This is a genomic window from Millisia brevis NBRC 105863, from assembly GCF_001552615.1.
In the GTDB taxonomy this organism is placed as follows: domain Bacteria; phylum Actinomycetota; class Actinomycetes; order Mycobacteriales; family Mycobacteriaceae; genus Millisia; species Millisia brevis.
The window spans coordinates 63,953-75,626 of record NZ_BCRN01000020.1; the positions used below are offsets into that span (position 1 = coordinate 63,953).

General features: G+C 70.8%; 11 protein-coding genes. All 11 read left to right on the forward strand.

Translation table 11 applies throughout. The features are described 5' to 3' along the window. The first annotated feature begins 159 nt into the window (after positions 1-159). On the forward strand, positions 160-3,570 hold the full coding sequence (locus MB1_RS21945) for a pyruvate carboxylase (RefSeq protein ID WP_066912705.1): 3,411 nt from the start codon (positions 160-162) through the stop codon (positions 3,568-3,570). A gap of 46 nt (positions 3,571-3,616) precedes the next feature. Next, complete coding sequence (gene rsmD, locus MB1_RS21950; protein ID WP_066912706.1) at positions 3,617-4,219, forward strand: 16S rRNA (guanine(966)-N(2))-methyltransferase RsmD; 603 nt, start codon at positions 3,617-3,619, stop codon at positions 4,217-4,219. Continuing rightward, positions 4,216-4,707: a pantetheine-phosphate adenylyltransferase gene (coaD, locus tag MB1_RS21955; protein WP_066912707.1), complete on the forward strand. Its 492-nt coding sequence runs from the start codon at positions 4,216-4,218 to the stop codon at positions 4,705-4,707. Before rsmD ends, coaD begins: the two co-directional genes overlap by 4 nt. Positions 4,708-4,859: 152 nt before the next feature. Continuing rightward, the gene (locus tag MB1_RS21960) at positions 4,860-5,594 is read left to right on the forward strand and encodes a DivIVA domain-containing protein (protein ID WP_066912711.1); all 735 of its coding nucleotides are present in this window, start codon (positions 4,860-4,862) and stop codon (positions 5,592-5,594) included. Between the two features lie 169 nt (positions 5,595-5,763). Continuing rightward, positions 5,764-6,258, forward strand: coding sequence for a YceD family protein (locus MB1_RS21965; protein ID WP_084352427.1), 495 nt, complete (start codon positions 5,764-5,766; stop codon positions 6,256-6,258). Between the two features lie 111 nt (positions 6,259-6,369). Continuing rightward, positions 6,370-6,552 (forward strand): 50S ribosomal protein L32, encoded by a 183-nt coding sequence (gene rpmF, locus MB1_RS25330; RefSeq protein WP_084352415.1) that lies wholly within the window; start codon positions 6,370-6,372, stop codon positions 6,550-6,552. 20 nt (positions 6,553-6,572) lie between these two features. Beyond that, a complete protein-coding gene (gene rnc / locus MB1_RS21970; RefSeq protein WP_066912715.1) occupies positions 6,573-7,364 on the forward strand; it encodes a ribonuclease III in 792 nt (263 codons plus the stop codon). 7 nt (positions 7,365-7,371) lie between these two features. Continuing rightward, complete coding sequence (gene mutM, locus MB1_RS21975) at positions 7,372-8,295, forward strand: bifunctional DNA-formamidopyrimidine glycosylase/DNA-(apurinic or apyrimidinic site) lyase (RefSeq protein ID WP_066912717.1); 924 nt, start codon at positions 7,372-7,374, stop codon at positions 8,293-8,295. A gap of 173 nt (positions 8,296-8,468) precedes the next feature. Next, the gene (locus MB1_RS21980) at positions 8,469-8,918 is read left to right on the forward strand and encodes an OsmC family protein (protein ID WP_066912720.1); all 450 of its coding nucleotides are present in this window, start codon (positions 8,469-8,471) and stop codon (positions 8,916-8,918) included. Then, entirely contained in the window at positions 8,911-9,186 is a 276-nt protein-coding gene (locus tag MB1_RS21985) for an acylphosphatase (RefSeq protein ID WP_066912722.1), read from the forward strand. The genes MB1_RS21980 and MB1_RS21985 overlap by 8 nt, the downstream gene beginning before the upstream one ends. An 18-nt stretch (positions 9,187-9,204) precedes the next feature. Next, the coding region (gene smc / locus MB1_RS21990; protein ID WP_066912724.1) for a chromosome segregation protein SMC at positions 9,205-11,674 on the forward strand (2,470 nt) is incomplete at its 3' end.

Here is an 11,674-nt window from a genome sequence, read left to right on the forward strand (position 1 = left end):
TTGGGCTACCTGACCGATTCGCGGCGTCTGCGGACTCTCTCGGCGGTTTGCGGATACTGCAAACACGGGCGAGGGATCGCTGCCCGGTACGCCGCTCGGCACGAACCGGTTCCACGAACGCCCCTGGTGGTAGCCGCGGAAACCGGTAGGCTCGGCAAAATGTTCTCGAAAGTGCTGGTGGCCAACCGTGGCGAGATCGCGATCCGAGCATTTCGCGCCGCCGTCGAGTTGGGCGCGTCGACCGTCGCGGTATATCCCTACGAGGACCGCAATTCGCTGCATCGGCTGAAGGCGGACGAAGCCTACGAGATCGGCGAGCGCGGCCACCCGGTGCGGGCCTATCTGTCGGTCGAGGCGATCGTCGAGGCGGCGGTGCGCTCCGGTGCGGACGCGGTTTATCCCGGCTACGGCTTCCTGTCCGAGAATCCCGAACTCGCGCGGGCCTGTGAGCGGGCGGGCATCACCTTCGTCGGACCATCCGCCGATGTGCTGGAGCTGACCGGCAACAAGGCGCGCGCGATCGCATCGGCACGGGCGGCGGGCCTGCCGGTCCTCGAATCCTCGGTGCCGTCGGCCGACGTCGACGAGCTCCTGGCCGCCGCGGAGAGCATGACCTTCCCGGTCTTCGTCAAGGCGGTCGCCGGTGGCGGCGGCCGGGGCATGCGCCGGGTGCTCGAACGCGCCGACCTGCGCGACGCGATCGAGGCCGCCGGCCGCGAGGCGCAGTCCGCCTTCGGCGACGCGACGGTCTTCCTCGAGCAGGCGGTGATCGACCCGCGCCATATCGAGGTACAGATCCTGGCCGACGGCGAGGGCAACGTCGTACACCTCTTCGAACGCGACTGCAGCCTGCAGCGGCGTCACCAGAAGGTCATCGAGCTCGCCCCGGCACCGAATCTCGACCCCACGGTGCGCGATCGCATCTGTGCGGACGCGGTCGCCTTCGCCCGCGAGATCGGCTACCGCTGCGCCGGCACCGTCGAGTTCCTGGTCGACCCGGCCGGCAACCACGTCTTTATCGAGATGAACCCGCGCATCCAGGTCGAGCACACCGTCACCGAGGAGGTGACCGATATCGACCTGGTCGGCTCGCAGTTGCTGATCGCCTCCGGCTCGACGCTCCCGGATCTGGGGCTCGAGCAGGAGTCGATCACCCTGCGCGGCGCGGCCCTGCAATGCCGCATCACCACCGAGGACCCGACCAACGACTTCCGCCCGGATACGGGCCGCATCACCGCGTACCGCAGCCCCGGCGGCGCCGGCGTCCGGCTCGACGGTGGCACGAGCCTCGGCGCCGAGATCGGCGCGCACTTCGACTCGATGATCGTCAAGCTGACCTGTCGCGCGGCGACCTTCCCGTTGGCGCTCGCCCGCGCCCAGCGCGCGGTCACCGAATTCCGTATCCGCGGCGTCGCGACCAATATCCCGTTCCTGCAGGCGGTCCTGGACGATCCGGACTTCCGCGCCGGCCGGGCCACCACCTCGTTCATCGAGCAGCGACCCGCCCTGCTGACCGCCCGCAGCTCCGGCGACCGCGGCACCAAGATCCTGACCTACCTCGCCGACGTGACGGTCAACAAGCCCAACGGCAATCGGCCCAGTTCGGTATACCCGCACGACAAGCTGCCGAAGATCGACACGACGGTGGCGCCTCCGGACGGTTCGCGGCAGCGACTTCTGGCGCTGGGACCGGAGGGCTTCGCCGCCGACCTGCGGGCGCGGACCGCCCTCGGCGTCACCGACACGACCTTCCGTGACGCGCACCAGTCCCTGCTGGCGACGCGGGTGCGCACCAGCGGGCTGATAGCGGTCGCCCCCTACGTCGCTCGCACCATGCCCGAGCTGCTGTCGATCGAATGCTGGGGCGGCGCGACCTACGACGTGAGCCTGCGGTTCCTCAAGGAGGACCCGTGGGAGCGGCTGGCGGCGCTGCGGGAGGAGATTCCGAATATCTGCCTCCAGATGCTGCTGCGCGGCCGAAATACGGTGGGCTATACCCCCTATCCGGACACGATCGCCCACGCCTTCGTCGCCGAGGCCGCCGCGACCGGCGTCGACATCTTCCGGATCTTCGACGCGCTGAACAACGTCGACCAGATGCGGCCGGCGATCGAGGCCGTCCGCGAAACCGGTACGGCGATCGCGGAAGTCGCGCTGTCGTATACCGGCGATCTGTCGGATCCGAACGAGAGCCTGTACACGCTCGACTACTACCTGAAGCTGGCCGAGCAGATCGTCGACGCGGGCGCGCACGTGCTGGCGATCAAGGACATGGCCGGTCTGCTGCGGCCCGCCGCGGCGGCCACCCTGGTGCGCAAGCTGCGGGAGAACTTCGACCTGCCGGTGCACCTGCACACCCACGACACCCCGGGTGGGCAGCTCGCGACCTATCTGGCGGCCTGGGAGGCGGGCGTCGACGCGGTCGACGGCGCCTCGGCCCCGATGGCCGGCACCACGAGCCAGCCCTCGCTGTCGTCGATCGTCGCGGCGACCGCACATACCCCGCGTGATACCGGCCTGTCGCTCGCGGCGACCTGCGACCTCGAGCCCTATTGGGAGGCGTTGCGGAAGGTCTACGCCCCCTTCGAGTCCGGCATTCCCGCGCCGACCGGCCGCGTCTACTCGCACGAGATCCCGGGCGGTCAGCTGTCCAACCTGCGGCAGCAGGCGATCGCGCTCGGCCTGGGGGACCGGTTCGAGGCGATCGAGGAGGCCTACAGCGCGGCCGACCGGCTGCTCGGCCGGCTGATCAAGGTCACCCCGAGCTCCAAGGTGGTCGGTGACCTGGCCCTGCACCTGGTCGGATCGGGGGTGTCGGTCGAAGAATTCGCCGCCGACCCGTCCCGGTTCGACGTGCCCGATTCGGTGATCGGCTTCCTGCGCGGCGACCTCGGTACGCCCGCCGGCGGCTGGCCCGAACCGTTCCGGACCGCGGCCCTGGCCGGTCGCACGACGGCCGCGCCGGTGGCGACGGTCTCCGCGGAGGACGAGGCCGCCCTCAAGGGGACCGCCAAGGACCGCCGCCGCACCCTCAACCGGCTGCTCTTCCCCGGCCCGACGCGCGAATACGAGGAGCACGTCGCCAAGCACGGGGATACTTCGATGCTGTCGGCGAACCAGTTCTTCTACGGACTGCGGCAGGGCGAGGAGCACAGCGTGCGCCTCGACAAGGGTGTGACGCTGCTGATCGGGCTCGAGGCGATCTCGGAGCCGGACGACGCCGGCATGCGCAACGTCATGTGCATCCTCAACGGTCAGCTGCGTCCGGTGTCGGTGCGCGACCGGTCGATCGTCGCCGATCGTCCCGCCTCCGAGAAGGCCGACCGCAGCGACCCGAGCCACATCGCGGCGCCCTTCGCCGGGGTGGTGACCCTGCAGGTCAAGGAAGGTCAGGAGGTCTCCGCCGGAGACACGATCGCGACGATCGAGGCGATGAAGATGGAGGCCTCGATCACCGCGCCGCGCAGCGGCACCGTCACCCGCCTGGCCCTCGCCCCGGTCGCCCAGGTCGAGGGCGGGGACCTGGTGCTCGTGGTCGCCGTGGGCGATCGCGCCGCGGCCGAGAGCTGAGTCCGCCGCTCGATGATTGCCTCGGTTCGATGACGTTCACCGGCCGATGACCAGGATCATCGCCGGTACCGCCCGCGGGCGGCGGCTGAGTGTGCCGCCCGCGGGTACCCGGCCCACCTCGGACCGGGTGCGCGAGGCCCTCTTCGACGCGCTCGCCGCCCGGATGGACTTCGACGACCTGCGCGTTCTCGACCTCTACGCCGGCAGCGGCGCCCTGGGGCTCGAGGCGCTCTCCCGCGGGGCGTCGGAGGCGTTGTTCGTCGAATCCGATCGGCGGGCGGCGCAGGTGATCCGGCGCAATATCGAGGTGGTCGGCACCGGCCGGGCCACGGTGCGCACCGGCACGGTCGAGTCGGTGACCCGCACCCCGGGCACCCCGCACGATCTGGTCTTCCTCGACCCTCCCTACGTCGTCGACTCCGCGGTGGTCGCCGGGGTGCTGGCCGAACTGACCACCCGCGGCTGGCTGGCCGCCGATGCGGTGGTCGTCGTCGAACGGTCGTCCCGATCGCCGGGGATCGTCTGGCCGGAGGCCCTCGCCGCGGCGGCCGAGCGGCGCTACGGGGAGACGGCGGTGCAGATCGCCCACCACCGACCGGACGACGCCGCCGACTCGCCGGCGGCCGGTGATAGCGTTTCGCAATCATGAGTGGCGCGCTATGCCCGGGATCCTTCGACCCGGTGACCAAGGGTCATGTCAACATCTTCGAACGTGTTGCCGCGCAGTTCGATACGGTCGTGGTGACCGTCGTGGTCAACCCCAACAAGCGGGGCATGTTCACCATCGAGGAGCGCATCGCGCTGATCGAGGAGGCCACCGCGCATCTGCCGAATGTGCGGGTCGCGTCCTGGCAGGGACTGCTGGTGGACTTCGCCCGACAGGAGTCGTTGACCGCGATCGTCAAGGGCCTGCGGGGCATGGTCGACTACGACTACGAAGAGCAGATGGCCAACCTCAACCGGTCGATGACCGGGGTCGAGACGCTCTTCATGCCGGCGGACCCGAGCTTGTCCTTCGTCTCCAGCTCCTACGTCAAGGAGATCGCGACACACGGCGGCGACGTCTCCGGGTGGGTATCGCCGAACGTCCTGACCGCCCTGCAGGAGCGGATCGCAAGCCCCGCGACCGGCGGCTGAGCACCGAGCCGGTCCGGCTCTTTTACACCTCGAGGCGCCCGTTGGGTGGGCGACACACGGCGGTGATGGCTGCGTCCGGGCGCTTCGCCGTGCAAACTGGGATCACGCGGTCACCGTCAGGGTGGCCGCCGGATCGTGGATGAGGGTGGCTGGTGTACCGAGTATTCGAGGCGCTCGACCAGTTGGTCGCCATCGTCGAGGAAGCGCGCGGCGTTCCGATGACCGCCGGCTGCGTCGTTCCGCGTGGGGATGTGCTCGAACTGCTCGATGACGTGCGGGACGCCTTCCCCGGCGAACTCGACGACGCCCAGGACATCCTCGATCATCGCGATCGGCTGATCGGCGACGCCAAGCAGACCGCCGAGACCACCATCGGCGAGGCCGACGAGCAAGCCCGCGAGACGATCGAATCGTCCCGTGCCGAGGCCGATCGGCTGCTGGCCGAGGCGAAAGCCCAGGCCGACCGGATGGTCGCCCAGGCCGCCGAACACGCCGAACAGTTGGTCGCCGACGCGAACGATGAGGCCCGCGACACCGTCGATACCGCCCGCGCCGACGCGGAACACGAGATTCGCCGCGGCCGCAACGAGTACGAACGACTGGTCGCCGACGGCGAGGCGGAGCAGGCCCGCCTGGTGTCGGCCACCGATGTCATGCGCGCCGCCCGGGAGGAGTCGGCGCGGCTGCTCGACGTCGCGCGCGAGGATGCCGAGGCCCTGCGGGACGAGAGCGACGGCTACGTCGACGCCACCCTCGGTGAATTCGAGGAATTGTTGGACGCCACGCTGCGTTCGGTCAACAAGGGGCGTAAGCAACTGCGCTCGGGAGCCGGTCGGCTCGACCTGCCCGGGGACAATTCCGCGGGTCGTGGTCGACGGGCTCGCTGAGTCGGTACCCTGATGGGATACCTCGGCGACGGACCGGTCGTCGGGGTCGATCGTGTGGGCAGCCCCGCGCGACTGTGAACAGCAAGGATGGAGGACCGCCGTGACCGGCGTCGGGAACCGGGATGACCTGGTCATCGACACGCGCTCGCTCGGGCGTCGGCCGGGCTCGATGCTGCCGTATCGGGCCACCGTGTCGGCACCGTCGCGGATCGGTCTGGAGATGATCGCGATCGAGCCGGGTACCCCGATCGATCTCGATCTGCGGCTCGAAGCGGTGTCGGAGGGCGTCCTGGTCAGCGGGACCGTGCGCAGCACGGTCACCGGCGAGTGCATTCGGTGCCTCGACACCTTCACCGACGAGTTGGTGATCGAGCCGCAGGAGCTCTTCGCGTACCCGGACAGCCTGACCGTCGAGACGTCCGAAGAGGACGAGGTACGGCGGGTCGAGCGCGATCGGATCGACCTCGAGCCTATGCTGATCGACGCCGCTGCGGCGGTGCTCCCGTTCCAGCCGGTGTGCTCGCCGGACTGCCTCGGATTGTGCTCGGTATGCGGCATACGCTTGGCGATTGCGGAGCCCGGGCATAGTCATGAGACAATAGATCCTCGCTGGGCTGCACTGGCCGAAAAGGCAACCTCCGAGGGCACCGACTCGGAGCGCTGATCGCCGCGCCCCAACGTGCGGTTCGGACCTACGGTCCGAGTCGCCACCCCCGATATACGTACCTGCGGGAGAGCTACGGCCCTTCCGTCGATCGATCAAGGAGTACCTAAAGTGGCTGTCCCGAAGCGCAGGATGTCGCGTTCGAACACCCGCACCCGGCGCAGCCAGTGGAAGGCCACTGCGCCCACGCTGGTCAGCTGCCCGAACCGCGGCTGCAACGCCAAGAAGCTGCCGCACGTCGCCTGCCCGACCTGCGGCACCTACAACGGCCGGCAGGTTGCGTCCGCCATCTGATCGGCGGAAGTGACATCGCGATGGTGGAAGCAAGCAAGACGGCGCGGACCGGCGTCCGGGGAGTCCCCGAAGTCGATCGGTCCGCGCTGCTCGCTGCCCTTGGCGTCGACCTCGACCCGGAGCTGCTCACCCTCGCGTTGACGCATCGCTCGTACGCCTACGAGAACGGTGGCCTGCCCACCAATGAGCGCCTGGAGTTCCTGGGCGACTCGGTTCTCGGTCTGGCGGTGACCGAGCGTCTCTACAACTCTCTCCCGGACCGCTCCGAGGGCGAGCTCGCGAAGATCCGCGCCAACGTCGTCAACATGCACGCCCTGGCCGGGGTCGCCCGCGGGCTCGGCGACGGCGGTGTCGGCGCGCACCTGCTGCTCGGCAAGGGCGAGGAGTTGACCGGCGGCCGCGACAAGCCGTCGATCCTCGCCGACGGTATGGAGTCGCTGCTCGGCGCCATCCACCTGCAACACGGGATCGACGTGGCGCGCGAGGTGGTGCTGCGCCTCTTCGGCGACCTGCTGAAGCGCGCGCCCACCCTCGGCGCCGGCCTCGACTGGAAGACCAGCCTGCAGGAGTTGGCGGCCGAACGGGGCCTCGGCGCCCCCGGCTACGACGTCGAGTCCAGCGGACCCGATCACAACAAGACCTTTGTCGCCACCGTGCGCGTGGCCGGCGAATCCCTCGGCAGCGGCTCGGGCCGCTCCAAGAAGGAAGCCGAGCAGAACGCCGCCGCCGAGGCCTGGCGGCTGGTCACCGACCGCGGTGCCGCCGGCGACCGGGCGGTGGCCGACGCCGCGACCGCCGGTACGGCCGACTGACGGGTAGATGCCCGAACTCCCCGAGGTCGAGGTGGTGCGCTCCGGCCTCGAACGACTGGTCACCGGTGCCCGCTTCGAACGGGTCACCGTCCTGCACGACCGCGCCGTGCGCCGCCACGAAGGTCCGACCGGCGATCTGATCGCCCGGCTCGAGGGCCGGCGGATCGATCGCGTCCGTCGACGCGGCAAATACCTGTGGATCGACATCGCCGACGGCATCGACGAGCCGCCCGCCGAAGCCCTGGTGGTGCACCTGGGGATGAGCGGGCAGATGCTCGTCGACACCCGCGATCGGCGCGATGCCGGCAGTGGTGTCGACGGCCGCGACCGCGGGGGTGACGATCGGCACCTGCGGATTCGAGCGGAGCTCTCCGAGGGGCGGGTGCTGCGCTTCGTCGACCAGCGCACCTTCGGCGGCTGGCTCGTCGCGCCGCTGGTGGTCACCGACGACGACCCCACCGATACCGTGCCCGAGCCGATCGCCCACATCGCCCGCGATCCGCTGGACCCGCGCTACGACATCGTCCCGATCGTGCCGCGGATTCGCCGCCGGCACAGCGACATCAAGCGGGTCCTGCTCGACCAGACCGTGGTGTCCGGGATCGGGAACATCTACGCCGACGAGGCGCTCTGGCGGGCCGAACTGCACGGGGAGCGCTCGGCCGATCGGTTGACCGCACGCCAGATCGTGGCGGTGATGGGCGCCGCCGGTGAGGTGATGGGCGAAGCGCTCGCCCGCGGCGGTACCTCCTTCGACAGCCTCTACGTCAACGTCAACGGCGAATCCGGCTACTTCGAGCGCGAATTGGCCGTCTACGGCCGCGAGGATCTCGCCTGCCGCCGGTGCGGAGCGCCCATCCGCCGGGAACGCTTCATGAACCGGTCGTCCTACAGCTGCCCGAAGTGCCAGGTGCGGCCGCGCCGTCGGTGATGGGCACGGGGGTGTGTGCAACCATTCGCGCCACAGCGTCGCCGCGACGATTATTGTCGCGGCGCCCCGCTGAGGAAGATGTACGCACACCTTCGGGTGATGTCCGCGGCTGTTCGCGGTGGGCGCACCGCACCGGCGGCGTGATCGGCCCCGCGCGGTGCGACCATGGAGCCATGGCAGCCACACCTGACAGTGCCCCCGCGCATACCGACCTGTGGGTCGAGCGCACCGGAACCCGCCGCTACACCGGCCGCAGCAGCCGCGGCGCCGAGGTTCTGGTCGGATCGCAGGACGTCGAGGGCGTCTTCACCCCCGGCGAACTGCTCAAGATCGCCCTGGCCGCCTGCTCCGCGATGAGCGCGGACCTGCCGCTGTCCCGCCGCCTCGGCGACAGCTTCGACGCGGTGGTGCGCGTCTCCGGCGACGCCGACCGCGGGAACGAGGTGTACCCGCACCTCGAGGAGTCCTTCGAACTCGATCTCAGCGAACTCGACGCCGAGGCCCGCGCCCGGCTGCTCGCCGTGGTGGAGCGGTCGATCGACAACGTCTGCACCGTCGGACGCACCCTCAAGGCCGGCACCAAGGTCTCGCTGAACTTCGTGGTCGACACCGCGGATGCCTGATCAGCGGGCCGACATCTGGGTGCACGGGTTGGTGCAGGGTGTCGGCTTCCGCTGGTGGACACGATCGCGCGCCCTCGAACTCGGACTCGTCGGTTCGGCCACCAACACCGTCGACGGGCGGGTCCACGTGGTCGCCGAGGGACCGCCGGCGGCCCTCGACGCCCTGGTCGAACAGCTGCGATCGGGCCGAACCCCCGGTTCGGTGACCACGGTGATCGACAATCGTGGCCCCGCCCGGGGAGGCATCAGCGGGTTTGTCGAGCGCTGACCGGTATTCTCGACTGCCGTGTACCTGAAGAGTCTGACGCTGCGAGGGTTCAAGTCCTTCGCGTCGTCGACGACTCTTCGGCTCGAGCCCGGCATCACCTGTGTGGTCGGACCCAACGGTTCGGGCAAGTCGAACGTCGTCGACGCCCTGACCTGGGTGATGGGCGAGCAGGGCGCCAAGGCCCTGCGCGGCGGCAAGATGCAGGACGTCATCTTCGCCGGTACCGCCGGCCGCGCCGCCCTCGGCCGCGCCGAGGTCACCCTGACGATCGACAACTCCGACGGCGCCCTGCCGATCGACTACTCCGAGGTGTCGATCACCCGGCGAATGTTCCGCGACGGGGCCGGCGAATACGAGATCAACGGCAGTTCCTGCCGGTTGATGGACGTCCAGGAACTGCTGTCCGACTCCGGCATCGGCCGCGAGATGCACGTGATCGTCGGGCAGGGGCGCCTGTCGGCGATCCTCGAATCGCGCCCGGAGGACCGGCGCGCGTTCATCGAGGAAGCGGCCGGCGTCCTCAAGCACCGCAAGCGCAAGGAAAAAGCCGTCCGCAAGCTCGACTCGATGCAGGCGAACCTCGCGCGGCTGACCGACCTGACCGGCGAGTTGCGCCGCCAACTCAAGCCGCTCGGCCGGCAGGCGGAGGTCGCCCGGCGCGCGCAGACCATCCAGTCGGACCTGCGCGATGCCCGGCTGCGCCTGGCCGCCGACGACCTGGTGACCCGGCGCGCCGAGCTGACCGAGCACTCGCGCGGCGAGAACCTGGTGCGCGAGCAGCACGCCGAGGCGACCGCGCTGCTCGAGGAATTGACCGCGATCGCCGACGACCAGCAACAGGCGCTCGCCAGGGTGGCGCCGGCCGCGGAGAACGCCGCCCGCACCTGGTTCCGCCTGTCCGCGCTGGCCGAGCGCACCTCGGCGACGATCCGCATCGCCGGTGACCGCGCGCGCAGTCTCACCCGCGAACCCGAGCAGCGGGTCGGCGACGATCCCGACGAGCTCGAAGCCCGGGCCGAGCGGATCGCGCTGGAGGAGGCGGAGTTGCTGGCCGCCGTCGACACCGCCCGCGACACCCTCGACGCGATCCGCGGCGAACTCGCCGACCGGGAACGCGCCGCTTCCGATGCGGAACGGGCGCACCTGGCAGCGGTGCGCGCCGCCGCCGACCGTCGGGAGGGCCTCGCCCGGCTCGGCGGGCAGGTCGCCACCGCCCGCGCCCGCGTCGAGTCGATCGACGCGGAGATGCGGCGCGGCGCCGAAGGTGTCGAACACGCACGGGAGCGCGCCGATGCCGCCCGCGTCGAGTTCGAGCAGGTCCAGACCCAGGTCGAAAGCCTGACCGAGGGCGAGGAGTCCCTCGACGCCGGGCACGAACGCGCCGCCGAGGCCCTGCGCGCCGCCGACGAGCGGGTCGCGGAACTGCGCGCCGGCGAGCGCGAGGTCGGACAGCGGGTCGCCTCGCTGCGCGCCCGCATCGACGCCCTACAGATCGGACTGCGCCGCAAGGACGGCGCCGCCTGGCTGCTCGACCATCGCGCCGACCTGGTCACCGGCCGGCTGTCCGAACGGATTCGGGTGGCCGACGGCTACGAGATCGCGGTCTCCGCGGTGCTCGGCATGATGGCCGACGCGGTGACCGTCGCATCCGCCGACGCCGCCGGCGAGGCGGTGACGGTGCTGCTCGATGCCGACGCCGGCCGCGCGGCGCTGGTCTTCCCGGACACCGACGACGACCGGCCCGATCCGGCTCCCGAGGGCAGTCGGCGACTGATCGAGACCGTCGAGGCGCCGCCGGAGGTACTGGCCGCCCTGCGCCGGACGATGGCCGACACCTGCGTCGTCGACGACCTCGATCGGGCGGTGGCGATCACCCGCGACCGCCCCCGGTGGCGCGCGGTCACCCGGGCGGGCGCCCTGGTCGGCGCCGGCTGGGTGATCGGTGGCTCCGACCGGGCGCCCTCGACGATCGAGGTGCAGTCGGCGATCGACACCTCCACCGTGGAGCTCGCGGCGGCCGAACGGGAACTCGAACAGACCGCCGCCGCCCTGACCGGCGCCGCCGCCGAACTGGACGACCGCCGGGAGCTGGCCGACCAGGCGTTGGCCGCGCTGCGCGAATCCGACGCCGCGATCTCCGCGGTCTACGAACAGCTCGGCCGGCTCGGCCAGGTGGTGCGGTCGGCCGAGGCCGAGATCGCCCGACTGATCCAGCAACGCGACACCGCCGAGTCGGGCCGCACCGCCGTGGTGACCCAATTGGCGGAGCTCGAGGAGCGGCTGCGGCTGGCCGAGAGCGAATCGGAATTCGACGGCGACGTCGCCGGGGACAGCGATCCGCTCGCCGAGGAACGCGAGATGGCCGCCGAAGCGCTGGCCGCCGCGCGGGCCACGGAGGTCGAGGCACGGCTGGCGGTGCGCACCGCCGAGGAGCGCGCCGATGCGCTGCGCGGCCGCGCCGACCGGCTGCGGTCGGCGGCCCGGGCCG

Coding starts and splice junctions, on each gene's coding strand:
- MB1_RS21980 (WP_066912720.1), top strand. CDS start 8,469: ATGGCAGCCACACCTGACAGTGCCCCCGCGCATACCGACCTGTGGGTC.
- rsmD (WP_066912706.1), top strand. CDS start 3,617: ATGACCAGGATCATCGCCGGTACCGCCCGCGGGCGGCGGCTGAGTGTG.
- rnc (WP_066912715.1), top strand. CDS start 6,573: ATGGTGGAAGCAAGCAAGACGGCGCGGACCGGCGTCCGGGGAGTCCCC.
- mutM (WP_066912717.1), top strand. CDS start 7,372: ATGCCCGAACTCCCCGAGGTCGAGGTGGTGCGCTCCGGCCTCGAACGA.
- MB1_RS21945 (WP_066912705.1), top strand. CDS start 160: ATGTTCTCGAAAGTGCTGGTGGCCAACCGTGGCGAGATCGCGATCCGA.
- MB1_RS21985 (WP_066912722.1), top strand. CDS start 8,911: ATGCCTGATCAGCGGGCCGACATCTGGGTGCACGGGTTGGTGCAGGGT.
- MB1_RS21965 (WP_084352427.1), top strand. CDS start 5,764: ATGCTGCCGTATCGGGCCACCGTGTCGGCACCGTCGCGGATCGGTCTG.
- coaD (WP_066912707.1), top strand. CDS start 4,216: ATGAGTGGCGCGCTATGCCCGGGATCCTTCGACCCGGTGACCAAGGGT.